This is a genomic window from Sphingopyxis sp. OPL5, assembly GCF_003797775.2.
GTDB lineage: Bacteria > Pseudomonadota > Alphaproteobacteria > Sphingomonadales > Sphingomonadaceae > Sphingopyxis.
In genome coordinates this window covers 1,627,703-1,654,244 of the sequence record NZ_CP060725.1, presented here as the reverse complement: position 1 = coordinate 1,654,244, position 26,542 = coordinate 1,627,703, and the positions used below count along the sequence as shown (strand labels likewise).

At 66.8% G+C, this 26,542-nt stretch carries 27 protein-coding genes; 15 read left to right on the top strand and 12 right to left on the bottom strand.

All coding sequences use genetic code 11. From position 1 onward, the window contains the following. Window positions 1-66 precede the first annotated feature (66 nt). The gene (locus EEB18_RS07970; protein WP_187139116.1) at window positions 67-1,158 is read left to right on the top strand and encodes a helix-turn-helix transcriptional regulator; all 1,092 of its coding nucleotides are present in this window, start codon (window positions 67-69) and stop codon (window positions 1,156-1,158) included. A gap of 159 nt (window positions 1,159-1,317) precedes the next feature. On the opposite strand, the gene EEB18_RS07965 is transcribed toward EEB18_RS07970, so the two are convergent. The 6 genes from EEB18_RS07965 to crtY form a co-directional block, all read right to left on the bottom strand. Next, complete coding sequence (locus EEB18_RS07965) at window positions 1,318-1,836, bottom strand: AAA family ATPase (protein ID WP_187139115.1); 519 nt, start codon at window positions 1,834-1,836, stop codon at window positions 1,318-1,320. Continuing rightward, window positions 1,833-2,399, bottom strand: a complete 567-nt coding sequence (gene pnuC, locus EEB18_RS07960; RefSeq protein WP_187139114.1) for a nicotinamide riboside transporter PnuC — start codon at window positions 2,397-2,399, stop codon at window positions 1,833-1,835. Before pnuC ends, EEB18_RS07965 begins: the two co-directional genes overlap by 4 nt. Next, the gene (locus EEB18_RS07955) at window positions 2,396-3,358 is read right to left on the bottom strand and encodes a phytoene/squalene synthase family protein (protein ID WP_262408162.1); all 963 of its coding nucleotides are present in this window, start codon (window positions 3,356-3,358) and stop codon (window positions 2,396-2,398) included. The genes pnuC and EEB18_RS07955 overlap by 4 nt, the downstream gene beginning before the upstream one ends. A 120-nt stretch (window positions 3,359-3,478) precedes the next feature. Continuing rightward, complete coding sequence (locus tag EEB18_RS07950; RefSeq protein WP_187139112.1) at window positions 3,479-4,060, bottom strand: TIGR00730 family Rossman fold protein; 582 nt, start codon at window positions 4,058-4,060, stop codon at window positions 3,479-3,481. A 98-nt stretch (window positions 4,061-4,158) separates the two neighbouring features. Then, window positions 4,159-5,637: a phytoene desaturase gene (locus tag EEB18_RS07945; protein ID WP_187139111.1), complete on the bottom strand. Its 1,479-nt coding sequence runs from the start codon at window positions 5,635-5,637 to the stop codon at window positions 4,159-4,161. After that, window positions 5,634-6,788, bottom strand: a complete 1,155-nt coding sequence (gene crtY, locus EEB18_RS07940) for a lycopene beta-cyclase CrtY (RefSeq protein WP_187139110.1) — start codon at window positions 6,786-6,788, stop codon at window positions 5,634-5,636. The genes EEB18_RS07945 and crtY overlap by 4 nt, the downstream gene beginning before the upstream one ends. 74 nt (window positions 6,789-6,862) lie before the next feature. Between crtY and EEB18_RS07935 the strand changes: the two genes are divergently transcribed. The 8 genes from EEB18_RS07935 (at window position 6,863) to EEB18_RS07900 (ending at window position 14,887) form a co-directional block, all read left to right on the top strand. After that, the gene (locus EEB18_RS07935; protein ID WP_187139170.1) at window positions 6,863-7,618 is read left to right on the top strand and encodes a sterol desaturase family protein; all 756 of its coding nucleotides are present in this window, start codon (window positions 6,863-6,865) and stop codon (window positions 7,616-7,618) included. Next, complete coding sequence (locus tag EEB18_RS07930) at window positions 7,584-7,979, top strand: DUF2141 domain-containing protein (protein ID WP_187139109.1); 396 nt, start codon at window positions 7,584-7,586, stop codon at window positions 7,977-7,979. Before EEB18_RS07935 ends, EEB18_RS07930 begins: the two co-directional genes overlap by 35 nt. 33 nt (window positions 7,980-8,012) lie before the next feature. After that, window positions 8,013-9,650 carry an apolipoprotein N-acyltransferase gene (gene lnt, locus EEB18_RS07925; protein ID WP_187139108.1) on the top strand — a complete coding sequence of 546 codons (1,638 nt, stop codon included), beginning with the start codon at window positions 8,013-8,015 and terminating at the stop codon, window positions 9,648-9,650. Between the two features lie 49 nt (window positions 9,651-9,699). Continuing rightward, on the top strand, window positions 9,700-10,920 hold the full coding sequence (metK, locus tag EEB18_RS07920) for a methionine adenosyltransferase (RefSeq protein ID WP_056344250.1): 1,221 nt from the start codon (window positions 9,700-9,702) through the stop codon (window positions 10,918-10,920). A 71-nt stretch (window positions 10,921-10,991) separates the two neighbouring features. Then, window positions 10,992-11,966 (top strand): hypothetical protein, encoded by a 975-nt coding sequence (locus tag EEB18_RS07915; RefSeq protein WP_187139107.1) that lies wholly within the window; start codon window positions 10,992-10,994, stop codon window positions 11,964-11,966. 147 nt (window positions 11,967-12,113) lie between these two features. Then, window positions 12,114-12,977 (top strand): ETX/MTX2 family pore-forming toxin, encoded by an 864-nt coding sequence (locus EEB18_RS07910; RefSeq protein ID WP_056344243.1) that lies wholly within the window; start codon window positions 12,114-12,116, stop codon window positions 12,975-12,977. Between the two features lie 73 nt (window positions 12,978-13,050). Beyond that, a complete protein-coding gene (locus EEB18_RS07905; protein ID WP_187139106.1) occupies window positions 13,051-14,127 on the top strand; it encodes a hypothetical protein in 1,077 nt (358 codons plus the stop codon). Between the two features lie 46 nt (window positions 14,128-14,173). After that, window positions 14,174-14,887 carry a tRNA (guanine(46)-N(7))-methyltransferase TrmB gene (locus EEB18_RS07900; RefSeq protein WP_187139105.1) on the top strand — a complete coding sequence of 238 codons (714 nt, stop codon included), beginning with the start codon at window positions 14,174-14,176 and terminating at the stop codon, window positions 14,885-14,887. A 6-nt stretch (window positions 14,888-14,893) separates the two neighbouring features. Here EEB18_RS07900 and EEB18_RS07895 read toward each other — a convergent pair whose 3' ends face one another. The 4 genes from EEB18_RS07895 to EEB18_RS07880 all read right to left on the bottom strand — a co-directional run bounded on the left by EEB18_RS07895 (window position 14,894) and on the right by EEB18_RS07880 (window position 17,851). Continuing rightward, the gene (locus tag EEB18_RS07895) at window positions 14,894-15,760 is read right to left on the bottom strand and encodes a DUF2520 domain-containing protein (RefSeq protein ID WP_187139104.1); all 867 of its coding nucleotides are present in this window, start codon (window positions 15,758-15,760) and stop codon (window positions 14,894-14,896) included. After that, window positions 15,760-16,851 carry a prolyl aminopeptidase gene (gene pip / locus EEB18_RS07890; protein ID WP_187139103.1) on the bottom strand — a complete coding sequence of 364 codons (1,092 nt, stop codon included), beginning with the start codon at window positions 16,849-16,851 and terminating at the stop codon, window positions 15,760-15,762. The genes EEB18_RS07895 and pip overlap by 1 nt, the downstream gene beginning before the upstream one ends. Before the next feature lie 2 nt (window positions 16,852-16,853). Next, window positions 16,854-17,345: an FKBP-type peptidyl-prolyl cis-trans isomerase gene (locus tag EEB18_RS07885; protein WP_187139102.1), complete on the bottom strand. Its 492-nt coding sequence runs from the start codon at window positions 17,343-17,345 to the stop codon at window positions 16,854-16,856. A 167-nt stretch (window positions 17,346-17,512) separates the two neighbouring features. Then, window positions 17,513-17,851, bottom strand: a complete 339-nt coding sequence (locus tag EEB18_RS07880) for a hypothetical protein (RefSeq protein WP_187139101.1) — start codon at window positions 17,849-17,851, stop codon at window positions 17,513-17,515. 113 nt (window positions 17,852-17,964) lie between these two features. Between EEB18_RS07880 and EEB18_RS07875 the strand changes: the two genes are divergently transcribed. Beyond that, window positions 17,965-18,861 carry a LysR family transcriptional regulator gene (locus EEB18_RS07875; protein ID WP_235535570.1) on the top strand — a complete coding sequence of 299 codons (897 nt, stop codon included), beginning with the start codon at window positions 17,965-17,967 and terminating at the stop codon, window positions 18,859-18,861. 128 nt (window positions 18,862-18,989) lie between these two features. After that, the gene (locus EEB18_RS07870; protein ID WP_056344221.1) at window positions 18,990-19,757 is read left to right on the top strand and encodes a sulfite exporter TauE/SafE family protein; all 768 of its coding nucleotides are present in this window, start codon (window positions 18,990-18,992) and stop codon (window positions 19,755-19,757) included. Between the two features lie 257 nt (window positions 19,758-20,014). Here the strand turns inward: EEB18_RS07870 and EEB18_RS07865 are convergent, their stop codons facing one another. Continuing rightward, a complete protein-coding gene (locus tag EEB18_RS07865; protein WP_187139100.1) occupies window positions 20,015-20,785 on the bottom strand; it encodes an enoyl-CoA hydratase/isomerase family protein in 771 nt (256 codons plus the stop codon). Next, window positions 20,782-21,498, bottom strand: coding sequence for a 2-oxo acid dehydrogenase subunit E2 (locus EEB18_RS07860; RefSeq protein ID WP_222943153.1), 717 nt, complete (start codon window positions 21,496-21,498; stop codon window positions 20,782-20,784). The genes EEB18_RS07865 and EEB18_RS07860 overlap by 4 nt, the downstream gene beginning before the upstream one ends. Before the next feature lie 142 nt (window positions 21,499-21,640). Between EEB18_RS07860 and EEB18_RS07855 the strand changes: the two genes are divergently transcribed. From EEB18_RS07855 to EEB18_RS07840, 4 genes are read left to right on the top strand one after another with little or no spacing between them, the layout of a single operon-like run. After that, window positions 21,641-23,248, top strand: coding sequence for a class I adenylate-forming enzyme family protein (locus tag EEB18_RS07855; RefSeq protein WP_187139098.1), 1,608 nt, complete (start codon window positions 21,641-21,643; stop codon window positions 23,246-23,248). Window positions 23,249-23,291: 43 nt separating this feature from the next. Beyond that, window positions 23,292-24,113 (top strand): SDR family NAD(P)-dependent oxidoreductase, encoded by an 822-nt coding sequence (locus EEB18_RS07850; RefSeq protein WP_187139097.1) that lies wholly within the window; start codon window positions 23,292-23,294, stop codon window positions 24,111-24,113. Further along, window positions 24,110-25,306, top strand: coding sequence for a sulfotransferase family protein (locus tag EEB18_RS07845; protein ID WP_187139096.1), 1,197 nt, complete (start codon window positions 24,110-24,112; stop codon window positions 25,304-25,306). The genes EEB18_RS07850 and EEB18_RS07845 overlap by 4 nt, the downstream gene beginning before the upstream one ends. Continuing rightward, window positions 25,303-26,541, top strand: a complete 1,239-nt coding sequence (locus tag EEB18_RS07840) for a hypothetical protein (RefSeq protein ID WP_187139095.1) — start codon at window positions 25,303-25,305, stop codon at window positions 26,539-26,541. Before EEB18_RS07845 ends, EEB18_RS07840 begins: the two co-directional genes overlap by 4 nt. Window position 26,542 lies beyond the last annotated feature (1 nt).

Sequence of the window (26,542 nt, the reverse complement as noted above, 5' to 3'; positions counted from 1 at the left end):
TTCTTTCGGCTATATGAGTAGCCTGGATAGCCAAGCGACATTCCCAAATGGGAGGCGGAGAGGATTTTGGACGAGTCACTGGAAGCCTTGTTGCTGTCGATTCAGGCCGGGCCGCTCGAAGCGCCGCCCTGGACGGATTTCGTGCGGCGGCTGCGCAAGCAAATGGACGGCAATTTCGCCAATCTGATCTTCCGCCGCGCCGGCGCCGATCCCGCCGGCGGCATCGAGGTGCGCGACGCGCTCGCGCCGCCCGAATGGCTGTGGACCCGGTATCGCGAGCGCTTCGCCAGCCGCGACCCCATCCCCTATTTCGCGATGCAGCCGGGGCGGGTCTATGCCTATGACGAACTCGAAGGCGTCGCTGCCATCGATCATGACGCGTTTCGCGAGGATTTTCTGCGCGCCGCCGATTTCGAGCATTTTCTGATCTTCCGCGTCGTCGAACCGAGCGGTTGCAACATCTGGGTGACCGTGACGCGCAGCGCCGGCGAGCCGGCGTTTGGAGCCGACGACCGGGTGCTGTGCGAGCGGCTCGCGCGTGCGCTGGTGCCGGCACTCGCTTGTTATTCGGCGTTGTTGAGCCGTTCGATCGAGACGCAAATGTATCGCCGCGCAGCGGACCTTTTGTCCTTTGGGGTCATCACGCTCGATTCGGTCGGACGCATCGTGGCGGTCGACGACGCCGCGCGGCGCTGGGTCGACGAGGCCGGCGTCCTCGCGATCCATGGCGATCGGCCGCACGCGGTTCAGCGCAATGTCGACCTGTCGCAACGCATCGCGGCGGTGATGGAATCGACCGAGGCGGAGGCGATCCATCTGGGCGACGCCGACGGGGTCGACCTGTTGCTCGTCCCGCTCGCGTCGCGCGCCGACGCGGGGCCGCGCGGGGTTTGCATGATGCTCTACCTGTCCGGCCGCCGCCCGTCGCGGCGCGACATTTCGGCGCATGTCGCCGCGCTGTTCGGACTCAGCGACACGCAGGCGCGGCTGGCGATGCTGCTGGCGAACGGCCGCACATTGGCCGAATCGGCGGCCGAGATCGGCATCACCGAACAGACGGCGCGGACCTATTCGAAGGATATTTACGCCCGCACCGGCACCGCGCGGCAGGGCGAATTGATCCAGCGCATCCTGACCAGCGTGGCGATGCTCGACTGATCGAAAAGGGGCTTGCCAAGCAGATAGAGTAATATTAGTTAGATGATTGTAGGTTCATCTGAATCTCTAATCAGGGCAACTCCAATGGGCCGATCCGCAGGGGTCGGCCCTTTTTTTGGCGATCATGTTAAAGCCGGCATTCGCGCCATCCCGATGTCGTTAAGGCAAATCCGCCGTCGCTATCGCCGTCAACGCGCTCTGCAGTCGCGTATCGCCTTCGCCCTCGACCCACGCCCAGCGCAACTGGCGCCGCTCGAGTTCGGCGAGCGCGACGTCCATGAACTGCATTCGCGCCAGTTCGCTGCCGAACAGCCGGGTGCCGTCCTCTTCCCACGGCAGGTCCATCGCCGGGACGAGATAGAGGTCGGCGACGTCGGTCAAGGCATCGATCTCGGGCAAGCGCTCGCCGAGCAGCATCACCGCCCACGCCTGCGTCATCAGCGGATCGGTGTCGGAGACCAGCCACGCCGGGTCGGTGGCCAGCGCCGCGCGCGTCGCCGCGACATGGCCTTCGAAAATCGCCAGCAGGTCGGCGGCGTCGAGGTCGGTGCCGTTCGCCTCGCAATAGGCGCGGCCGAATTCGGGCACGACGACCCCGCCGAGCGCCCGGGCAAGGCGCGGTGCGAGCGTCGATTTCCCGGTGCTTTCGGCGCCGTGCAGGCAGATGTGGCGCGTCATGCCGGCGCCTCCTGCGCCGCGGCGCGGCGCCACTGGATCAGCCCGTCGATCGAGAGGCCGAGGAGAATGACATAGACGATGCTCGTCGCGTACAGCCCGCGCCAGGCGAAAAGCGGCACCGCGATCAGGTCGACGAGGATCCACAGCCACCAGCTTTCGACCCGCCGCCGCGCGAGCAGCCATTGCGCGGTGATGCTGAGCATCGCGATCGCCCCGTCGATCCACGGCGCGACCGCGTCGGTATAGCGGTGCATCAGCGAACTCCACACGACCCAGGCGATGATCGTGACGACGCCCCACAGCAGCCGCGCGCGGTCGGTCATCCAACCGACGGGCACGCCGCGGTCTTCGCGGGCGCGCATCCACGCCGCCCAGCCATAGAGGTTGAGCGCGAAGAAAAACCCCTGCAGCGCCATGTCGCTGTACAGCCGCGCGTCGTGAAAGACGACCGCATAGACGCTGACCGCGGCGAGCGCGAAGGGGTAGTTCCACACGCTGCGCAGCGCGACGAGCGCGACGTTGATCAGGACCAGCGCGGCGGCCAGCCATTCGAGCTGGCTCACGCGGACGCCTCCGCGCGCGCCGTATCCGCGCGGGGCCGCGTCCACAGCCCGTCGCGGCTGATCCGCCGCTGCGGCGGGCGGCGCAGCACCGACCATCCGGCGCGCGCGACCCAGCCCAGCTTGGCGACGATCGAGGTGCCGGCGCGGTGATCCCAGGCATGGTCGCCGCGCGCGCGAACCTCGCGCGCGATGTCGCCGTAAATGCCGGCGGCGGCGAGCACCGCCCAGCGGCTGTGCGGCGGCAATTTGCGCGCGCCCCAGCGCGCCGACGCTTCATATTCCTCGGCCATTTCGGACAGCCATTTCGCCATCACCGACAGCCGCGCGCGAAAGGCGGGGTGCATATGCTGGCCCGGCGGGATGTCGAGTTCGACCATCCATTCGACCGGCAGGTAACAGCGGTCGGCGGCGGCATCCTCGGCGACGTCGCGCGCGATATTGGCGAGCTGAAAGGCGATGCCAAGGTCCGACGCGCGGTCGAGCGTCGTCGCGTCGGCGGGGTCGATCCCCATCACCAGCGCCATCGCGACCCCGACCGCGCCCGCGACATGATAGCTATAGCGCAGCAGATCCTGTTCGCTGCGCGGGCGCCAGTCGGCGGCGTCGAGATCGAAACCGGCGATGATGTCGTCGATGACGGCGCGCGGGATATCGACTTCGGTGAGCAGGTAGCCGAGGCCGTCGAAGGCGGGGTCGCCGGTCGGCTGCCCTGCATAGGCCCGATCGGTCAGGTCGCGGATTCGCGCCACCGCGGCCTTGGCATCATGGCCCGCGGTCATCGTGCCGCCATGGTCCTGCCCGTCGGTCAGGTCGTCGGCAGCGCGGCACCAGGCGTAGAGCAGCCACACCCGCTCGCGGGTTTCGCGGTCGAACAACTGGCTCGCGAGCGCGAAGCTTTTCGATCCCCGCGCGATGCTGTCGTGCGCGAAACCGTGGAGGGTTTGGGGATCATAGGTCAAATCCCCTCCCACTTGTGGGAGGGGCTAGGAGGGCATGTTTAAAACCGTTGGGAAAGAGACAGGCCCTCCCTCGCCCCCTCCCGCAAGCGGGAGGGGAGAGAATGGCGCGTCGCCCTGCTCTCACAGATCATCCGCCGTCATCGCGAAGATCGGGGCGTGCGGCTCGTAGGCCGCCATCTTGTCGAGCAGGGGGTCGAGGCTGGCATCGACGACCATGATCCCCGCATGCGCGGGCCGGATGAAACCGACCTCGATCATATGCCGGTTGAACGCGATCAGATCGTTGTAGAAGCCCGCGGCGTTGAGCAGCCCGACCGGCTTGGCATGATAGCCGAGCTGCGCCCAGCTGATCGCCTCCCACAATTCGTCCATCGTGCCGACCCCGCCGGGGATGGTGAGGAACCCGTCGCTGAGGTCGGTGAACATCTTCTTGCGTTCGTGCATGCCCGACACGACGTGGAGTTCGGTGCAGCCGCGGTGCGCGACCTCGGAGCCGACGAGCGCATCGGGGATCACCCCGATCACCTCACCGCCGGCTTCGAGGGCGCTGTCGGCGACCGCGCCCATCAGTCCGAGCCGGCCGCCGCCATAGACGACGCCGATGCCCTTCTCGGCGAGGGTGCGGCCGACATGGCGCGCGGTGTCGATATAGATCGGGTCGGCGGGGGTGGCGGAGCCACAATAGACGGCAAGGCGTTTCATAAATTCCCTTTACCCGTTCGTGTCGAGCGAAGTCGAGACACCCATCGACTTGGCGCCGAGCGGGATGGGCATCTCGACTTCGCTCGATGCGAACGGAGTTATAAGTCCAACATCAATTGGGCAGTCGCCTTGGCGCTGCCGACGACCCCCGGAATACCTGCGCCCGGATGCGTCCCCGCGCCGACGAAGTAAAGATTGGAAATCGCATCGTCGCGGTTGTGGGCACGGAACCAAGCACTCTGCCACAACACGGGTTCGAGGCTGAACGCGCTGCCCAGATGCGCCGACAGGTCGCGACCGAAATCGGCGGGTGTGTAGTGGAAGCGGGTGACGAGGTTGGCGCGCAGGCCCGGCAGCACGCGCGCCTCGACCTCGTCCAATATCGCATCGGCGAATTGCTGCCCGAACGCACCGTCCCAGTCGGCTTTCGACTTGCCGAGATGCGCGACGGGGGCGAGGGCGTAGAATCCGGCGTGGCCGGGCGGCGCCATGCTCGCGTCGGTCGCGCTCGGATGGTGGAGGTAGAGCGAGAAGTCACCCGGCACGACGCCATTCTTGTAGATGTCGTCGAGCAACCCCTTGTAGCGCGGGCCGAAGAGGATGCTGTGGTGCGCAATGTCAGGATAGTCGCCCTTCACCCCGAAATGGACGACGAACAGCGACGGCGACCAGCGTTTGCGCGCGAGGCTTTTCGCAACCTTCGGTCCGCGTTTGTGATCCGCGAGCAGGTCGCGATAGCTGTGCATCAAATCGCCGTTGGTCGCGACCATATCGGCGTTGCCGTGCCAGCCGTTCGCGGTCGTCACGCCGGTTGCACGGTCGCCCTGCGTTTCGATGCGCGCCACCGGATCGCCAAGCCGCAAGCTTCCGCCAAGCCGTTCGAACAGCGCCACCATGCCGCCGACCAGCGCATTGGTGCCGCCGCGGGCGAACCAGACGCCGCCGTCCTTCTCGATCGTGTGGATCAGCGCATAGATGCTGCTGGTCGTCATCGGATTGCCGCCGACGAGCAGCGTGTGGAACGACAGCGCCTGCCGCAGCCGTTCGTCCTGCACATAAGAGGAGACGATCGAATAGACGCTGCGCCAAGCCTGATATTTCATCAGCGCCGGCGCGGCCTTGATCATCGAGGCGAAGTCAAGGAAGGCGACCGAACCGAGCTTCACATAGCCCTGTTCATAGACCCCCTTCGAATAGGTCAGGAATTTCTCATAGCCCGCGACATCGGCCGGATTGAGCTTCGCGATCTCGGCCGCCAGCGCCGCCTCGTCGTTCGAATAATCGAAACTGGTGCCGTCGGGCCAGTTGAGGCGATAGAAGGGCATGACAGGGACGAGGTCGACATCGGCCGCCATATGCTGTCCGCTGAGCGCCCATAATTCGTGCAGGCACGGCGGATCGGTGATCACGGTCGGCCCGGCATCGAAGGTGAAACCGTCGCGCGTCCAGTGATACGCCCGCCCGCCGGGCTTGTCGCGCGCCTCGACCACCGTCGTTGCCACCCCCGCCGACTGCAAGCGGATCGCGAGCGCGAGGCCGCCGAAACCGGCGCCGATGATGATCGCGCTGCGGCTCATTTCCAGTCGAATTTCCGCACCGCGCTCAGCGCGCGCGCGACCGGCACCGGCGGCTTGCCCGCCAGCAGGCGCAGCTTGTCGCCGCGCGTCGACTGGCCGGCATAGAAGCGCGAAATCAGCCGCGGCGACAGGCGATAGAAGCGTTCGAAGACGCGGATGCGCTGCGCGGGTTCGGCGGCGCGGAACAGCATCGCGTCGAGCAGGCGATAGAAACGCTGGCGCCGCCAGCCGCGCGCCGCGCGCGCGCGCAGCTGCGCGCCGAGGTCAGCACCGTCGACCAGCCGCGGCAGCGCCGCGGCGGTGCGTACCGCATCGGGGAGCGAATAGCCGGTCGTCGCGTGAAACGCCCCGGCGCGGGTGCCGATCCGCCCGACCTTGTCGCCCTCGGGCCAGAAACGGTCGAATTCGCCCGCGATCACCACCGGCAGCACGCCCGTTTCCTCGCGCGACACAGCGGTGACCTCCCACTGCCGCCAGGCGGCATAGGCGCCGATCCGTTCGCGGATCAGGTCGGCGTCGAGGTCGGGGCTATCGCTGTAATAGGTGTCCTCGACGAACACCGTCTCTTCGCTCAGCGGCAGCAGGTAGACGAAGCGATAACCGTCGAGCTGCGCGACGCGCGCGTCCATCACCACCGGGTGGGCGAGGCCGTGGCCGCCCTTCACCGTCAACACCTGCCCGACGAATTTCTGCCAGCCGCAGGTCAGCGCCGACAGATGGCCCGCGCCGCGCGCGTCGATGACATGTTTCGCATCGAGCCGGCCGCCGCGCCCGAACAGCAGATGGTCGGCGGCGACATGCTTGACCCGGTCGGCGATGATGCGCTCGGCGGGCAGCGCCGCCGCGACCGCTTCGGCCAGCGCCTCGCCGGGGATGCTCTTATATCCCATGCGCAATGTGCGACGATGGTGCGGGAATTGCACGTCGTAACCGTGCCAGTAATGGCGGACGAGCGGCGCGACGAGCCAGCGGTCCTTCTCGGCGATATCGCCGTCGAAAAAGGACCAGATATGGTTGCCGCCGACCGGTCCCGGCTCGACCAGCCGCACGTCGAGGTCGGGGCGCTTCGCCGCCAGCGCGAGCGCCGCGAGCCCGCCCGCAAGCCCGCCGCCGACGATAGCGATGTCGCACGAGAGATCTGCCTTGCCCATGCCCCAGCCCTAGCCGCGCTTGGCAAGCGGCGCAAAGCGATTGCGCCATGGCGTGCACCCGCTATCCCGAACGCATGATCGCCGCCCCCGCCATCCTGCTTTCCGCGCTCGCGATGACGCTGATCGTCGGGGTGCGCTATCTGATCAGCAGCGGCGGCTTCGCGCTGGCGACGCGGATCAAACATCCGGGCCTCTATCGCGGGCTCGAGCCGCAGATGCGGCGCGAGATCGGGTGGAGCCTTGCCAGCGCGGCGATTTACGGCGTGCCCGCGGGCATCGTCGCCTGGGGGTGGCAGGAGCATGGCTGGACGCGTATCTATACCGACATCGACGCCTTCCCGCTCTGGTATCTGCCGGTCAGCCTGCTTTGCTATTTGCTGATCCACGACACATGGTTCTACTGGACCCACCGCTGGATGCACCGGCCGGCGCTGTTCCGCATCGCCCACGCCGTCCACCACGACAGCCGACCGCCGACCGCCTGGGCGGCGATGAGCTTCCACCCGCTCGAGGCGCTAACCGGCGCGGTCGTCATCCCGGCGCTCGTCTTCCTGATCCCGATCCATGTCGCGGTGCTGGGGCTGGTGCTGACGATCATGACCATCATGGGCGTCGGCAATCATATGGGCTGGGAAATGTTCCCGCGCGCGCTTGTTCATGGACCGGCAGGGCGCTGGCTGATAACCGCGACCCACCACCAGCAGCATCACGCCGCTTACCGGGGGAATTATGGGCTTTATTTCCGCTTCTGGGACAAGGCGTGCGGCACCGATCTGGGGCTTGGCCGCTTTGGCGATGCTGACCGCCGCGAGCGCGCCGCCGCCCCCTGAGGTCGACGTCAGCATCACCGGGCTGCGCAACAGCAAGGGACAGGTCCTCGTCTGCCTGACCACCAATCCCAAGGCCTTTCCCGATTGCAGCAAGGACAAGGCGTCGGTGCGGATGGCGGTGGCGACCAGCGCCGCCGCGCATTTCAAGATCGCGGCGCCCGCCAACGGCACCTATGCGATCGCGGTCGTCCATGACGAGAACAGCAACAACAAGATGGACCTCGCGATCTTCCTGCCCCGGGAGGGCTTCGGCTTCTCGCGCAACCCGACGATCACCGTCGGCGCGCCGAGTTTCAAATCGGCGAGCTTCGTCGTGACCGGCGACACCGCGCAGACGATCAAGATGAAATATATGCTCTAGTGAGCGCGCGGGCGGGCCGCTAAAGCAGCGCGCGTGACCGCTTTATCCCCCCGTATCGCCGCTTTCGCCGACCGCTGGCCCAAGCTGATCGCCCTGCTGCTCGGCGCCGTGTCGGCGACCGGTTTCGCGCCGCTCCATTTCTGGCCGCTGACGCTGGTCGCGCTCGCCGGCTGGATGGCGCTCGTCGCGCGTAGCCCGAAAGGGCGGCGCGCCCTTGGCATCGGCTGGGCCTTCGGGGCCGGGCATTTCACGATCGGGCTGAACTGGATCGCCACCGCCTTCACCTATCAGGCGGCGATGCCGGCGTGGCTCGGGTGGATCGCGGTGCTGCTGCTGGCGCTGTATCTGGCGGTCTATCCGGCGCTGGCGGCGTGGGGGGCGTGGATGGTCGCGCGCTTCAAGGGCAGGTCAGGCACGGCCGCCTCCCTCTCCTTCATCCTCGCCTTTGCCGCGCTGTGGACGCTGACCGAGTGGCTGCGCAGTTGGGTGTTCACTGGCTTTGCGTGGAATCCGCTGTCCGTAGTGATGTTGCGGGATTTTTTCGGTCCGGCCGTTATCCGATGGATCGGCACTTATGGCGCGTCGGGTATTTTGGTCGCCCAGATCGGTGCAATGATCTGGTTGTGGCAGTATCTTCATAGGCCCGACCACCCGACATTGGCGGGTCGGCCTTTTGCACAATTTTTTGTTTGGTGGCTTGCCGTAGGGGTGCTCAATGCGCCCCTAGCGCTCTTGGACAAGGCCAGTCGGAGCGACGATTATGTGCGTGGAATACCCGGAAACGCGACCTCCATCACCGTCGTCCAGCCCAATGTGGGTCAGGAAGACAAATGGGTCGGCACCAAGGCCGACGCCAATTTCGCGAAGCTCGCGCGCCTCACCGCACCGAAGAACGACACACCGCGCCTGATCCTGTGGCCCGAGGCGGCGGTGCCCGACTATCTCGAGACCGGTTATCCGCTCGTCTATTACGACCGCTCGCCCGCCGAAGCGCGCGGGCGGCTCGTCGCGCTGATGAACCCCGACGACGTCATGCTGCTCGGTGCGCTCAAGCTCGAACTCGACAGGACCGGCGAGGTCGTCGGCGCCCGCAATGCGGTGATGACCGTCCATGCCGACGGCACCCTCGGCCCGCGCTACGACAAGTCGCATCTGGTGCCTTACGGCGAATATCTGCCGATGCGGCCGATATTGTCGGCGATCGGCCTGTCGCGGCTGGCGCCCGGCGACATCGATTTCTGGCCCGGCCCCGGCCCGCACACGCTCGACCTCGGCCGCTTCGGCAAGGTTGGGCTGCAGGTCTGTTACGAGATCATCTTTTCGGGTCAGGTCGTCGACCGTGACCACCGTCCTGCTTTCCTGTTCAACCCGTCGAACGACGCCTGGTTCGGGTCGTGGGGTCCGCCGCAGCATCTGGCGCAGGCCCGGCTGCGCGCGATCGAGGAGGGGCTGCCCGTCGTTCGTTCGACCCCGACCGGGATCAGCGCGGTGATCGACGCCGACGGATGGGTGCGCGAATCAATCCCGATGCATCAGGCGGGACGGATCGACACGATGCTGCCGCCGGCGCACGCGCCGACGTTGTTCGCGCGCTATGGCAACATACTTCCCGTCGGATTTGCGCTGCTGTTGCTCGCAGCCGCCATTGCCTTTCGGCGGCGCGGGCGTTAACAGCGCCCACACATAAAGCTTCCTTTATATTCGATCCAAGAAGGCTCCCATGCGCAACAGCTTCCTCTTCACGTCCGAAAGCGTTTCCGAAGGGCACCCCGACAAGGTGTCGGACCAGATCAGCGATTCGATCGTCGACCTGTTCCTGTCGAAGGACCCCGAAGCGCGCGTCGCCTGTGAAACGCTGACCACGACCCAGCTCGTCGTCCTCGCCGGTGAAATCCGCTGCAAGGGCGTGTTCGAGAACGGCGAATGGGCGCCGGGCGCACTCGAAGAGATCGAGGCCACCGTGCGCAACACGGTCCGGGAAATCGGCTATGAGCAGGACGGCTTCCATTGGGAGACCTTCCGCTTCGAGAACAACCTCCACGGCCAGTCGGCGCATATCGCGCAGGGCGTCGACGAGAGCGGCGACAAGGACGAAGGCGCCGGCGACCAGGGCATCATGTTCGGCTATGCGTCGGACGAGACCCCCGATCTGATGCCCGCGACGCTCGATTACAGCCACAAGATCCTCGAGCGTATGGCCGCCGACCGCAAGGCCGGCACCGCACCCTTCCTCGAGCCCGACACCAAGAGCCAGGTCACGCTGCGCTACGCCAACGAGCGCCCGGTCGAGGCGACCGCGATCGTCGTGTCGACCCAGCATGCGCCGGGCTATTATTTCCACAATGGCGAAGGCGACGAAGCGAAATACGCCGAGCTGCGCGACTATGTGAAGGGCGTCATCGCCGACGTGCTGCCCGCCGAACTGCTCACCGCGAACACCGTCTATCACATCAATCCGACCGGCCGTTTCGAGATCGGCGGCCCCGACGGCGACGCCGGGCTGACCGGCCGCAAGATCATCGTCGACACCTATGGCGGCGCCAGCCCGCACGGCGGCGGCGCGTTCAGCGGCAAGGATCCGACCAAGGTCGACCGCTCGGCCGCCTATGTCACCCGCTACCTCGCCAAGAACATCGTCGCCGCGGGCCTCGCGCGCCGGTGCACGATCCAGCTCAGCTATGCGATCGGCGTCGCCGAACCGCTGTCGATCTATGTCGACCTGCACGGCACGGGAAATGTCGACGAAGGCAAGCTCGAAGCGGTGATCCCGCAGCTCGTGCGCCTGACGCCGAAGGGCATCCGCACCCACCTCGGCCTCAACAAACCGATCTACAAGCAGACCGCAGCTTACGGCCATTTCGGCCGCACCGCGACCGGCGATACGTTCCCCTGGGAACGCACCGACCTGGTCGACAAGCTGAAGGCCGCACTCGCCGAATAAAGCGCCGCAAGGCCCGCTTGCCATCGCCCTCCCGTTCTGACAGCTATCGGTCGGGGACGGGAGGATGAGCGATGGCAAACATCTGGTATCGGGCATTTTTTGTCGCCGCGGCGCTGAGCGCCGCGCCCGTCGCGGCGCAGGAACCGCTGGCGGTCGCCGAGGGCAAGCCGTGGACGCACGCACATAGCGGAATCATCGTCCCCGCCGCGCTCGACGAACTGCCGCGCGTGCGCGCCACCAGCTTCGCGGCGCCCGAACTCGACATCAGCCAGAATTTCGCGTCGGACGACGGGCGCGAATCGCTCACCGTCTACATCTTTCGCAACACCAATGGCGCGGTCCCGGTCTGGTTCGCGCAGGCGCAGCGCGCGATCAGCCTGCGCACCGACCTCGCCGATCCGCCGCTCGGCGTCGCGCCGGTCGCCTTCACCCCGCCCGGACAAAGCACTGCGAGCGGAATCAAGGCGGTGTTCGCGCCGGTGGGGGTCGAGGGCATCCGCAGCACCGGGGTCGCGCTGTTCGCGGTGGGCGACTGGTATGTGAAGCTGCGCGCCAACTCCGCCACGCTGACCCCCGCCGACCTGTCGGGCTGGATGGAGGGGGTGCTGGCCGAACTCACATTGCCGCGCGGCACCGCGCCCGCGGTGCGCCCGATCGCCGATTGCGCGCCGAAGCTGGTCTTTGGCCCCGACGCGACCGATTCGACGCTACCCGACACCGCATTGACCGCGGGGGTGAGGACCGCGGCGGCGCGGATGGTCGGCACGCGCTGGTGCCTCGACCAGGTCGTGCGCGGCAACCAGGCGGTGTACCGCCCCGACGGCGCGCGCGACCGTTATCTGCTGGCGACCGGCGACAACGGCAAGGCGTTCGCGGTCGAGCCGCAGGGCGCCGTCGGCGCGACCTATTATTCGGCCAATCTGGTGGGCGCCCGCCAAACTTTCACAATCGTCGCGCAGGACAGGATGCCGTCGCCGCAACACGTCCTCGATCTGGCCGCCGCCGACCGCAGCGTCGCGGCGATCGAGACTTGGCCGACACGCTAACCGACCGGCAACATTACTTAAAACGTGCCGAATCGATCCCTAAAAGAATCAATTGCCAGCGGACCGGTAAACAGTAGACTCCGGAGCCGGGGGTCGCGGCAATTGTGCCATGGAATCCCTGTTGCTTGCAGAAATGAGGGGGGTACCATGACGGATATTCCGAATATCATTTGGGCGTGGGGTTGTTTCGTGGCGCGCAGCCACGGCACCGGATGCCATTTTACCCAAGCGCTCGATTATTCCCAAGCCAGCGAGCTCGATGGCGGCGACGACGGCGGCTCCTATCATCGCTACCAATGCTCCGCGACGGTGAACGATGTGCAACTGTCGGTCCGGCAGTCGACCCCGAACCCCAGTTCCTATGTCGCGTCGGACATCTGGTACGACAATGACACGAGCACCCAGCAATCGATTACCTTCGCCGCCAGCACCTCGACGACGCAGACCTATACGATGTCGATCACCGAATCGATCAGCCTCGGCATCGAAATGTCGGTGACCGTCGGGGTGGCGGGGGTCGCCACCGACACGTCGAAGGTATCGCTGACGATGTCGGTCTCGTCGACCCAGTCGCAATCGACGACCGCCCAGCACAGTTGGTCGGTATCGATCCCGGTGACGATCCCGGCGCAAAAATCGAACCATTGCATCGCCTATATGGACACGCAGGATTTCACGATCCCCTGGACCGCCGATTGCCGGATCAGCGGCAGCGTCGCGGTGTGGTTCGACGACTGGATCGACATCAACGGCGGCAGCAACGTCCATCACCTGTGGTTCGTGCCGATCGGCTATGTGCTCGACGCGGTGGTCGCCAACAATCTGTATGACACGACCGGTTTCCGCGCAGACGGCGCCGATGTCGTCGGCACCATTTCGGGCACCTTCTCCGGCAGCGAGGGTATCGACATCAACGCCCGTCCCGAGGAACAACCGCTGCGTCCGCGCCCGATGATGAAAGTGATGGTGCCGACCGCGGTGCCCGGAAAGACGGGGCTGGTCGCCGCCTGATCGCCCTCTTCGATGCCACTTGCCTTGCCCTCCCCGATCTGACAGCGTCGCTGCCAGATCGGGGAGGGTCATCATGCGAAACCGTTGGATCAAGGGGCTTATTGTCGCGGGCGCGCTCATGCTTGTCCCGGCGGCACCCGTCGCCGCGCAGCAGGATCTGGCGATCAGCCATGGCGAGGCCTGGACCCACGCGCACAGCGGTATCACCGTGCCCGCGACGCTCGGCGGCAATGCGCTGACCAAGGCCAAGGCCTATGCGCAGGACGAACTCGACGTCGGCCTGTCGTTCGAGCCGGAGGGGGCCGAGGATTATGTGTCCTTCTATATTTTCCGCAACACCAATGGCGGCGTGCCGGTGTGGTTCGCGCAGGCGCAATGGGCGATCGAGAACCGCGACCAGTTCGGCAAGCCCGGCCTGATAATTCCGCCGCAGGCCTTCATCCCGCCCGGGCAAACAGGTGCCACCGGGTTGAAAGCGGTCTACCAGCCGCATGGGGACGCCGGTTACAAGAGCACGGGGTTGGCGTTGCTGCCTTTCGGCGACTGGTATGTGAAAATACGGATCACCTCGCGCACGAAATCGCCGCAGCAATTGTCGGCGCTGATCGACGGCGTGCTGAACGAAATCCGCTGGCCGACCGGGACCACGACCGAGGCGCCGGTCGCGGTGCCGATCGCCGACTGCACACCAGTCCTCGACTTTCCGGTGGCGGCGAAGGACGCGCCGCAATCCTCCGGGACGGGAATAGCCGAGGCGTTCGGCATCATATTGACGAGCGGCGACAGCACACGCTTCATGCGCCCGAAAGCCCCGGCAACATGGTGCCGCGATTCCCCGATCTCGGATAATCAGCGCCTCTATCGCCCCAACGGCAGCCCCGATCATTATCTCGTCGCGCTCGGCGACAATGGCAATGCGGTGCTCGTCGGCACTGCCGCAGCATGGGGTTTCATGCCGCCATCAAAAGAGAAGCCGGCCCCCTATTCGATCCAGTTTGTCGATGCTTTCGAATCGACGCTCTATGCGCCGCAGGACCGCCTCCCCTCGCCCGACCGCGTTATCGAGATCATCAATGCAAATCGCGTCGTGGCGAAACTCAACACCTGGGGCAAAAACACCAATATCGAGATCGCGTCCGACCCGAAATAGCACATCGGCCTTTCGCCGCGCCGGACACCGCGCTAACGCGCGCGCCATGACTGCATACAAGCCCGGCGATCCGACGACGATCAACCGCCTCTATGGCCGCTCGAAAGGCAAACCGCTGCGCGCGGGCCAGCAGGACCTGATCGACACGCTGCTGCCGCAGATCGCGGTGCCGCTCGACGGCGAGGTCACCGCCGAAGCGCTGTTCGGTTATGACCGCCCGCTGCATTTCGAGATCGGCTTCGGCGGCGGCGAGCATATGGCGGGGCGCGCCGACATGTTGCCCGACCATGGTTTCATCGGCGCCGAACCCTTTATCAACGGCGTTGCGCAGGCGCTGGTCCATGTCGCGGGCGACCATGGCGCCGGCCTGCCGCTCGGCAATGTCCGCATCCATCATGGCGACGCGCTCGAAGTGCTGCGCCGCATTCCCGACGGCGCGCTCAGCTTCGCCTATCTGCTCCACCCCGACCCCTGGCCCAAGGCGCGCCATGCCAAGCGGCGGATGATGAACGACGGCCCGCTCGACCTGATCGCGGCGAAGCTGAAGCCCGGCGGCGAGTTCCGCTTCGGCACCGACCATCCGGTCTATCTGGAACATGCGCTGATGGTGATGCGCCGCCACCGCCACCAATATGAATGGCTGGCCAAGGACGCGCAGGACTTTCTCGTCCGCCCCGCCGGCTGGCCCGAAACCCGCTACGAGGCCAAGGCCCGCGCGCAGGGCCATGAGGTGTGGTATTTCCGCTACCGGCGGCGCTGAGGCTCGCTAGCCGGCGACGATCCGGCGGAGGTCGGGCGGCGGCGCCGCACCCGATCGGTCGAGCGCGGCGAGCGTCGCCAGCGCCATTGCGCGATAAGCGGGCAACAGGTCCGGGCAATCGCGCATGATCGCGTCGATGTGCGCGGCGATCGTGTCGCCATCGCCGCGCAGCAGCGGCCCCGACAACGCCCCGAAGCCTTTGGCCAGGCTGTTCTCCAGCGCCGCCCGCACCAGCGGCGCGAGCAAGGCCTCCGGCTCGTCGTCGCCCGCGACGCGCAGCGCATGCGACGCCCCGCCGAGCAAGGTCACCAGATGGTTCGCGGCGTGCGACAGCGCGGCGTGATAGAGCGCGCGGCGATCCTCGGCGATCGCGACCGCCACGCCGCCGAGCAGGCCGACGAGCGTCCGCGCCTCGGCCATGGCCTCGCCATCGGGCGCGGTGATCGCGAAGCGCGCACCCGCCATGCGCTCGACCTCCTGCACCGGGTCGCCGGTGAAGGTCATCGCCGGATGGACCGCCGCGGTCAGCGCGCCGCGCGCGGCCAGCGGTGCCAGCACCGCAGCGCCGCTGCCGCCGCTGACATGGCAGACGAACGGGTCGCGGCCCGGCGCCAGCGCCGCAGCCAGGCTGGCCGCGACCGCCGCCAAGGCATCGTCGGCGACCGCAAGGACGATCGCGTCGCAACGCTCCGTCAGCCATTCGATCGCTTCCGCCGCTCCGGCGCCGGCCACTTCCGCGGCATCCCGCACGCGCTCGGGCGAGCGTCCCCACAGCAGCACCGGCTCGGCCGAGAACGGCGCCAGCGCCAGCGCCAGGGCCCGCGCCACGCGCCCCGACCCGGCGATGCCGACGCGATGATAGCGAACCGCCATCAGCCCGCCAGCTTCGGCAGCCCGTCCATGATCGCGGTCAGCGCCAGCGCATTCTCGCGCTCCATCGCGCTGTGCCCGGCGTTGGTGATCACATAGGTGGCGGGTTCGGCCCCCGCCCCGCGCAGCGCCGCGACGAGGCGCGACGCCTGCGTCAGCGGGCAAACCTGGTCGAAACGGCCATGGACGATATGCACCGGGATTTTCGCGAGGATATCGGCGCTGCCGAGCAGGTGGCCGGGTTCGATGAACAGGTTGTTGGCGAAATAATGCGCCTCGATCTGCGCGAAGCAGAGCGCGAAATCGGCGTCGCCGAACTTGCCCGTCGCCGCCGATTCGGGGATCATGTTCGAGATCACCCCTTCCCACAAAGACCAGGTGACCGCGGCGTCGAGCTGCTGTTTACGCTCGGCGTCGGTCGCGGGGACCATGTCGAAAATACGCTTGTACGACGCCATGACGTCGCGCCGCTCCTCGGGGTTCAGCACCGACAGCAGCTCCGCCCATTCGTCGGGATAATGGATATAGGCGCCGGGCGCGGTCAGCGCATAGGGCGCCTCGTGAAAGCTCGCGGCATTGCCCTGATAGAGATAGTCGAGATCCTCGGCCGCGCCGAGGAAGATGCCGCGCAGGATCAGGCTGGCGCAATGGCCGGGGTGCTCGATCGCATAGGCCATGGCGAGCGTGCTGCCCCAGCTGCCGCCGAAGACATGCATCGGCCCGGCGATACCCAGCGCGTCGCGGAGCTTGACGATATCGCCGATCAGGTCGGCGGTGGTGTTGTGACGCAGCGCCACCGCGGGGCCCGCCGAGGCGACCGTCGGCTCGCTCTTGCCGCAGCCACGCTGGTCGAACAGGATCACGCGGTAGCGCGCGGGGTCGAAGAACCGCGCCATGTCGGGGGCGCAGGCGCCGCCGGGACCGCCGTGGAGGAACATCACCGGTTCGCCGTCGGGATTGCCATACTCCTCCCAGTACAGGCGGTGGCCGGCGTCGCTGTCGACGTCGAGCAGGCCGCTGCCGAGCGGAGCGGCGGCGGGATAGACCCAGGCGTCGCCGATCTTGCTGCTCTCCTGAAGGCGCGAAAAATCCATGGTCAGCCCCCGATACCGAGCAGTTCGACGGTGAAGAACAGGGTCGCGCCGCCGGGGATCGGGCCTCTGCCGCCGGCGCCATAGGCGAGATAATAGGGAATCGCGAATTCGACCTTGTCGCCCACCGCCATATAGGTGACGCCCTCGGTCCAGCCGTCGATCACGCGGTTGAGCGGAAAGGTCGCGGGCTCGCCGCGCGCGACCGAGCTGTCGAAGATGCTGCCGTCGACGAAGCTGCCGACATAATGGACGGTGACCGAGTCACTCGGTCCCGGGCGCGGCCCGGCGCCGGTGCCCGCGACGCGGCGCCAGCGCAGCCCGCTCGCCATCACGTTCCAGCCGTTGCCGGCATTGCGTTCGGCGAGCGCCGCCGACTGGCGGTTGAGCCAGGCGGTGCTCACCTGCTGCGTCGGGGCATCCTGCGCGGCGGTCGGCACGGCGAACGCCATCAGGCTGGTGGCGGCAAGGACGGAAAGGCGGCGCGATAGGGTCATGGACGAAAACTCCCGGTTGGAGTTCGCGGCATAACCGCCCGGTGCCGCCGCGCAATCCCCCGCACCAACAAATCGGGGCGGCCCTGTGTCAGGTGCCGCCCCAGTTGGTGGATCCGTCGGGGAGAGGGAGAGGACGGATCGGAGATTGGTGTCCTGGTGGCTTAGGCTTAGTTGGCCGACGCCATCTTGCTGTCGGTTTCGAGTTCGGCGACGCCGGCGAGCTTGAGCGCGGCGCGGAACTGCTTGGCGGCGGCGCGTTCGTTGCCCGCTTCGCAAAGCTTCTTGCCGGTCGACACGAAGCGCTTGGCATTGACCTGCTTGCCGGCTTCGGCACCGCCGGCGGCGGTCGCGGCCTGATCGGCGAGACCGGCGCAGCGATAATCGCTGGCCGACTGGGCGTAAGCGGGCGAGGTGGAGGCGACGAGGCCGGTGAAGGCGAGAGCCGAAGCCGCGACGATCGTGAAGGCGGTCGGGAAGCTGCGGAAGGTGGAGAGCTGAATGGCCATGGGAGAGGTTCCTTTCGTTTCGTTGTGCAACCTTTTTAGCTGCGCTTGCGCGCATAGATAATCCTCTATAATCTGCAAGTGCCTTGAAGCAGGATTTAACAATCCCCCATGGGGTGCTCGACGGGATCGAAGCTTTCCTGCGTGTCGCGGTCAGGCGGAGCTTTTCCGCCGCGGCCTCCGATCTTGGCGTTTCCCCCTCGGCGATCAGCCAGACGATCAAGGGCCTCGAGGCCCGCGTCGGCGCGCCCTTGTTCATGCGCACGACGCGCAGCGTCGGGCTGACCCAGGCGGGCGAGATGTTCCTCGAACGCGCCGCCCCCGCCTATGCCGGGCTTGCCGACGCCTATGAAGCGGCGCGCAACCTCGGCAACCGGCCCGCCGGACGGTTGCGCATCAACCTGATGCGCGGCGCGATCCAGCCCTTGTTCGAACCGATCATCGCGGGCTTTTGCGAAACCTATCCCGACATCGAGCTCGAAATCTACGCCGAGGATGCGCTCGCCGATCTCAGCGCCGGGGGCTTCGACGCCGGGGTGCGGATGGGCGAATCGCTCGACGCCGATGTCATCGCGGTCCGCCTGACCGGGCCGTTCCGCTTCGCCGCCTTTGGCGCGCCCGCCTATTTCGAACGCCATGGCCGGCCGCAGGAGCCCGCCGACCTGCGCCATCATCGCTGCGTGCGGCTGCGCCTGTCCAGCGGCGGGCTGCTCCCCTGGTCGTTCATGGACGGCAATCGCGAGATCGAAATCGGGGTCACCGGCCCGGTGATCGTCAACGACCAGAGCGCGATCATCATGGCGGTGCGCAGCGGCATCGCGCTGGGCATGACCGCCGAACCCGTGCTCGAGGAACTGGTCGCGCGCGGCGAGGTCGAACTCGTGCTGCCCGAACGTGCGGTGTCGACTGCGGGGCTGTTCCTCTATTATCCCAGCCGCAAACAGGTGATGCCGAAACTGCGCGCCTTCATCGACTATGCGCGCGAATATCTTCCCGACGACATCGGCCGCTAAACCCCGGCAAAGCGCGGCTTCAGCATGGCGTAGAAACTATTCCCTTCACCGGGGGGAGAAAAATTGCTCTGGCGCAAGGACGAGAATCGCGGCAGCAGGTTGTCAACTAAAAGGGTTGGAATAAGATTATGATCGATTTCGCGGCCATCGACTTCTCGGCCTTGCTTCCCTTCATCCTGATCGGGTTCGCGGCGCAGCTCGTCGATGGCGCGCTCGGCATGGCGTTCGGCGTGATCTGCAACACCCTGCTCGTCGCGGTACTCGGCGTGCCGCCCGCGACCGCCTCGGCCCGCATCCATGTCGTCGAAATCTTCACCACCGGCGCTTCGGGGCTCAGCCATCTGTTCCATCGCAACATCGAATGGCCGCTCTTCTGGCGGCTGTTGATCCCCGGCATGATCGGCGGGGTGCTCGGCGCCTATGTGCTGTCGTCGCTCCACGCCGATGTCGTGAAACCCTTCGTGCTCGGCTATCTGGTGCTGATCGGCGTGTGGCTGCTGATCCGCGGGCTGCTCTATCCGCCCAAGTTCGAAAAGCCCAAGATCGTCGCGCCGCTTGCCGTCGTCGGTGGCTTTCTCGACGCCGCGGGCGGCGGCGGCTGGGGTCCGGTCGTGACCTCGAACCTGCTCGTCCAGGGCGGCGAACCGCGCAAGGTCGTCGGCACCGTCAACAGCGTCGAATTTTTCCTCGCGCTCACCGTATCGGCCGCCTTCATCTATCAACTCGGCTTCGAGCAAATCCTGGGCCCGACGCTGGGCCTGATCATCGGCGGCGTCGCCGCCGCGCCGCTGGGCGCGATGATGGCCAAACGCTTCTCGCCCAAGGTGATGCTGGTGATGGTCGGCATCGTGCTGATCGCGACAAGCGCCTTCGGGCTGTACAAGTCGCTGACCTGAGCGGGACCGGTTTCGACCGGCTCCTGCCCTATTCTTCATCGTCACCCCGGACTTGATCCGGGGGCCCGCTTGAAGTCGAAGCCTGCCGATGCCTCAAAAAAGCGGGATCCCGGATCAAGTCCGGGATGACGTAAGAGAAATGGGCGGAGTTGGCGTTCCCCGGCCGTCGCCGGGGAACGGGTTTTGCCGGACTGTCGGCTCCCCACCCCAAAGCCGACATTCGTTCCGTGGGTTTGCAAAAGATATGGTCGCCCTATTTACGCCCCGTCCCGCGATCGGTTGTGAAAGCTTGCGCGCCGCGCGGCGGCGTCGCGGTCGAAGCCGGCGTTGCGCATGATTTCATGGTCCAGCCCCTCGGCCAGCCGCATGCCGTCGGTGTTATAGATCAGCCGCTTGTTCTCGGCATTGCTGTGCCAGCTGTTGGCGAGGATGGTCCGCGCCAGTTCGGCGACCGCGCCCGCCAACTGCCCCGCGGCGACGCACTGGTTGACGAGCCCCATCGCCACCGCCTCGTCGGCGCCATAGGGGCGGCAGGTCAGCATCATTTCCAGCGCCTTGGCGTGACCGACGCGCCGCGGCAGCCGCTGAGACATGCCCCAGCCGGGGACGAGCCCCCATTTGCCATGCGTATCGGCGAAGCGCGCGCTGTCGTCGCAGACGATGAAATCGGCCGACAGCGCCATTTCGAGCCCGCCGGTGAAGCAGGTGCCTTGCACCGCGGCGATCACCGGCTGGCGCAGGCTAGTCAGAAGTTCGAGCGTCTGAACCTCGCGCCGCAGCCAGCCGAGCGCGTCGGCGTGGGGCTTTTCCGACAGGTCGTGCCCGGCGCAGAAATCGGCGCCGGCGGCGCGCAGCACGATCAGGCCGATGTCGGCGTCCTGTTGCAGCGCGAGCAGATGCGCGCGCAGTGTCTTGAACAATTCGCGATTGATCGCGTTCTTTTTTTCGGGCCGATTGAGGGTCAGCGTCGCGACGCCGTCGGAGTCATCGCGCAGCACCAGAGTGTCGGCCGCTGTCTCGTTCGTCATGTCAAAGCCTCCGGTTCGGCCAAGGATTGCCCGATCGCGCGGACGAAGCGGGCGGCGTCGGCGCCGTTGATGACGCGGTGGTCGTAACTCAGCGACAGCGGCATCATCAGGCGCGGTTGAAAGGCGGTGCCGTCCCAAACGGGCTGCATCCGCGACGGCGTGACCGCGAGAATCGCGACCTCGGGCTGGTTGATGATCGGGGTGAAGCCCGTGCCGCCGATCCCGCCGAGCGAGGTGATCGTCATGCACCCCCCCGACATGGCGGTCATCGGCAAGCCCTTGTCGCGTGCCTGCGCGCTGAGCGCCGCAAGCTCGGCGGCGAGCGTCGCGACATCCTTGCTGTCGACATCGCGCAGCACCGGCACCAGCAGGCCGAGCGGGCCATCGACCGCGATCCCGATGTGGAAATATCGCTTGAGGACGAGCGTCTTGCCGTCGTCCGAAAGCGACGCGTTGAAATTGGGAAAGGCCGCCAGCGCGCGCGCCAGCGCCTTGGCGAGGAAGATCAGCGGTGAAATCCGGACGTCGGGTCCCAGGGCCTTGCGATGCGCGTCGAGCGCGGTCACGTCGATATCGTCGTGATGCGTGACATGCGGAATCTGGGTCCAGCTCTGGGTCAGGCGGCGCGCCACCACTTTCTGGAAACCGCTCATCGGCACCGTTTCGACGGCGCCGAACGCGGCATGTTGGTCCTCGGGCGAAGTCGGTGTCATTCTTTTCCTCTCGCTGGCATCACGGCGTGACGGGGGCTCCGAATCCATCCGCGACGCGCGGAAGCGGACTCAGGCCTTGCACATATATATCATAATCATATAGACCTTAAAGCAAGAGAGATACGCTGCGATGGCGAGGATTATGACGGAAGAGGAATATGCGGCGCTCGGGCTTCAGGCGCCCCCGGTTCGAATCGATCCCCCCGGCGCGCCGCGTGACGTCGCCGGCCTGATCGAACGCGCGGCGGCGCAATGCCCCGACGACGAGGCACTGGTCGACAGCCAGCGCGCCTATGATTTTCGCACGCTGGGGCAGGCGGTCACGGCTGCCGCGGCGCTGTTCGACGCCGCCGGAATCCGCGCCGGCGACCGTGTCGCGGCGTCGCTCGGCAACGAGAATGCGCTCGTCATCGCCTTCTTCGCCGCGATGCGGCTCGGCGCCGTCTGGGTCGGGATCAACCGCATCCTGCCGGCGGACGACAAGCGCTATATTCTGGCACATAGCGGGACGACGCTGCTGCTCGCCGACAGCAGTATCGCGGCGCAGGTCGACGCGCTGCGCCCAGACCTGCCCGAACTTGCCCACGCCTGGATCCTCGATGCCGAGGACCGCGACGGTGGCTGGCACGCCGCTCTGGCCGACGCCGCCCAGGCGACCGCACCGCGGCCGGAGATCGACCCCTTCGCGCCCGCCGCGATCATGTATACCAGCGGCACGACCGGGGTGCCCAAGGGCGTCGTCCACAGCCAGCACAATATGATCACCGTCCCCGCCGCGGGGTTCGCGCACGGGCTGATGTCACCCGAGGCGCGGCGCGGATCGGCGCTGCCGCTGACGATCACCAACGTCATGATCCTCGGCCCGGTATCGGCTTTCCTCGCCTGCCGGCCGTTTCTCTTTGCGCCGTCGATCAAGATCGAACCCCTGATCGCGTGGATCGGCGAACAGCGGATCGGGCAGATCGCCTTCGTCCCGACGATGATCTATGACCTGCTGCAGACCGATCTCGACCTTCCCGACGGCTTCCGCATGTCATCTGGCGGCGCGCCGCTGCCGCAGGCGATCCGCGAATCCTTCTTTCGCCGCCATGGCTATGATGTCTCGACCTCCTATGGCCTGACCGAAGCGCCGACCGTCGTCGCCCAGTCGTTCGACGCCGTCGCGCCCGAGGGAGCGAGCGGGCGCGCACTGCCGCATTTCGAGATCACGATCCGCGATGCCGAGGGCGAACTGCTGCCGACCGGCACGGTGGGCGAGGTGTGTTTCGGACCGGTCCGCACCGGCCCCTGGGCGAATGTCTATACCCCGCCGCTCGGCTATTGGCGCGAACCCGAAAAGACCGCGGCGCTGCTGCGCGGCGGCGTCGTCCATTCGGGCGATCATGGCAGCCTCGACGCCGACGGCTGGCTGAGCATCGCCGACCGCAGTTCGGAGCTGATCCTGCGCGGCGGATCGAACGTCTATCCCGCCGAGGTCGAACGTATCCTCCACACCCATGATGGCGTTGCCGACTGCGCGGTGGTCGGCAAACCCGACCTCCGGATGGGGATGCTGACCGTCGCCTGCATCGTGGCGGCGCGGCCCGATACCGACATGGCGGCGCTGGAGGCCGAACTGGTCGCGCTCTGCCGCGACAAGCTGACCCGCTACAAAGTGCCCGACCAATGGCGCTTTCTCGACCAGTTCCCGCGCAATGCGATGGGCAAGGTGGTGAAACCCAAATTGCGCGAGATCGTCGTCGCCGATTGAGGCTGCGCTGCGCCCCGGCGGCGCTCGACAGAAAGGAAATCCGATGCCCCGGCCCACCCAATTTCACAACCGGCTGGACGGCTGGCGCGCGATCGTCACCGGCGCCGGGACGCAAGGGGAGGGTGTCGGCACCGGAAAGGCGATCGCGGCGCTGTTCGCGGCCGAGGGTGCACGCGTCGCGCTGCTCGACCTCGAGGCCGAGCGCGCGCAGGCGACGCTCGATCTGGTCCGCGACCTTGGCGGCGACGGCATCGTGGTCGCGGGCAATGTCGCCGATCCGGCCGAGGCGACGCGGATGACCGCCGAAAGCCTCGCCTGGCTCGGCGGTCTCGACATTCTGGTGAACAATATCGGGGTCGGCGCCGGCTCGGGACCGCTTCACGAGGTCGCGGTTGCCGATATCGACCGCGTCATGTCGGTCAATCTCGGCACGATCTTCAACATGTGCCGCCACGCGATTCCCGCGCTTCTGGAAGGGCGGGGCAAGGCGATCGTCAATATCTCTTCGGTCGCCGGCATCCGTGCGCATGGCAATGCCGCCTATGGACCCAGCAAGGCGGCGGTGATCCAGCTGACCGCCGAACTCGCGGTGATGTACGGCCGCGACGGCATCCGCGCCAATTGCGTGGCGCCGGGGCATATCGTCACCCCGATGGTCGAGGCGCATCTTGTGGGCGAGCGCCGCCGGGTGCGCAGCGCGATCGCGCCGCTCGGCGTCGAGGGCGACGCCTGGGACATCGCGCAGGCGGCGCTGTTCCTGGCCGGACCCGAAAGCCGGTTCGTCACCGGCGTCACCCTGCCGGTCGACGGCGGGGTGACGCAGACGGGGCCGCTGGCGGCGTATGAGCGGGTGACCGGGCTATGAGCGCAGCCTTCGCTTCGGCGCTCGTGCCCTATGCGGGGCCGATCGCCGCCGCGGCGCTGCTCACCGAGGCTCAGCAGCGGACCGGGCTGTCCGACTGGGGCGGCAAGCGCTGGGACGAGGCGCGTTTCCGCCACGATCTCGAAATCTTGTGCGACGCGATCGAAGCCGGGGCGACGCTCACCGCGACCGGGCGCGACCGCACCCACAGCCGGCTGATCACCATGCTCGTCTCACGGCTCCGTTATCTCGACGCGCGCAAGGCGGCGACCGCCGCCGATGCCGAGCGGATCGTCGCGCCGCTGATCGGATCGGGAATGCCGCGCGCCGGCACGACCTTCCTGCACGGGCTGATGGCGCAGGACCCCGGCAATCGCGGTGTCGCGGCGTGGGAAGCGGCGATCCCGTCGCCGCTCGCCGACGCGGCGGACCGGGAAGCGCTTTATACGCAAATCCTGGCGTTTCAGGGGATGACGGCGCCCGATGTGACCGCGATCCATCCGTTCGGCGCGGCCTTGCCCGAGGAATGCATCTTCCTGCAGGAAGGCAATCTCGGCAGCCTTTATGGCGTCTACTGGAATGTCCCCGCCTATCAGGCGGCGATCGCCGACAAGCTGCCGGGGGCCTTCGCCTGGCAGACGGCGATGATGCAATATCTGCAGATCGATCGTCCGCGCCGGCGCTGGGCGCTGAAGGGACCGGGCCACCTCTTCAACTGGCGCGAACTGCTGATCGCCTTTCCCGATGCGCGCCTCTATGTAAACCACCGCGATCCGGGCAAGGTCATCCCGTCGATCGCCAGCCTCTTTTGCAAGCTGCGCTCGCTTTTTTCCGACGCGGCGGTCGATCCGCTGGCGATCGGCGCGCAGCAGCTCGCCGCCTGGCAGTTCGCGGTCGACGACTATGCCGCGTGGCGCGGCTGCGAGGGGGCCGAGGCGCGGGTCAGCGACGTGCTGTTCACCGATCTCGTCACCGACCCGCTCGAAACCGTCGCGCGCGTCTATGACGACCTCGACATTCCGCTCACCACCGCGGCGCGCGGCGCGATGGCCCGGCATCTCGAGACCGATCACCATGGTTCGGCGCCCGGTCGCAAATATGGGCTGGCCGATTACGGCCTCGACGAAGCGGCGATCGAAAGCGCCTTCGCGCCCTATATCGAACGCTTCTCCATCCAGCGGGAGAGACGGCAATGACCAATCCCATCGCCAATCCGGGCCAGTTCGCGGCCGAAGCCGATGTGCGGGCGATGCTGGGCGATCCGCGGATCGCCGCGACGCTGGCGCAGATCGAGGCGCTGTTCGGGCGCGGCTATGGCGACCGCATCCCCGCCGAAGCGCGGCCGTTGCTCGGGGATTTCGCCAAGGAATATCTGAACAATTGGCTGTTCAAGGCGGCGGCATCGGACGCCCAGCATCCGCGGTTCGTGCGCGACTTCATGCCGGCCTATTCGTGGCACGGCCATGATGTGCCCGGCGCGCGCACCGGCGGCGACAATCCCGACAATTGTTATCGGCTCGCGGGGATCGAACATGGCACGCGCTACCGGGTGACCGGCCGCATCCTCGACCGCAAGGCGGCCAATATATCGTTCACGCTGACCGCCAATTACGGCACGTCGCAGACGGTGCAGACGGTCGAAGACCATGACATGCACTTCGATGCCGACGGACGTTTCGAATTGCTGATCGACGATGGCGCGGGCGAGGGGAGGGGCAATCACCTGGCCACCCGCCCCGGCGTCAAATTCCTGTTCGTCCGCGATTCGATGATGGACTGGGCGCACGAGACGCCGCTCGACCTCGCGATCGAGCGATTGGGCGACGCGCGGGCCGATCCGATTTCGATCGATGACATGGTCACGCGCGCGACCGCGAACGCGCTGAACGACCTCTATCTCTATTTCTGGTTCCAGAATGTGTGGAGCGGCCTGACGCCCAACAGCATCACCCCGGCGCAGACGTTTCGCGGTGCCGGCGGCGGGCTGGTGACGCAGGGCATTTCGAACGGCAGCTACGCGCTCGGCCCCGACGACGCCGCGATCCTCGAATATGATCCGGCGGGGGCATCCTATGCCGCGGTGCAATTGACCGAATGGCTTTATCGCTCGCGCGACTATCACCGCATCCAGTCGAGCCTGACCGCGGCGCAGTCGGCGGTCGATAGCGACGGGCGGATCCGCCTCGTCATCGCGCGGCGCGATCCGGGGGTCCACAACTGGCTCGATACCGGCGGCCAGTCGCAGGTCTTCTCGATCCTCCGGTGGCAGCATATGCCCGCCGACGGTCCGCCGCTGTTTTCCAGCCTGCACCGGACGACGATCGACCGGTTGAAGGGCGACCTGCCCGCCGACACATGCTGGGTCGATCAGGGCGAGCGCGCCGCCCAGCTTGCGGCGCGGCTTGCCGCCTATGGCCGCCGGATCGGCTGAG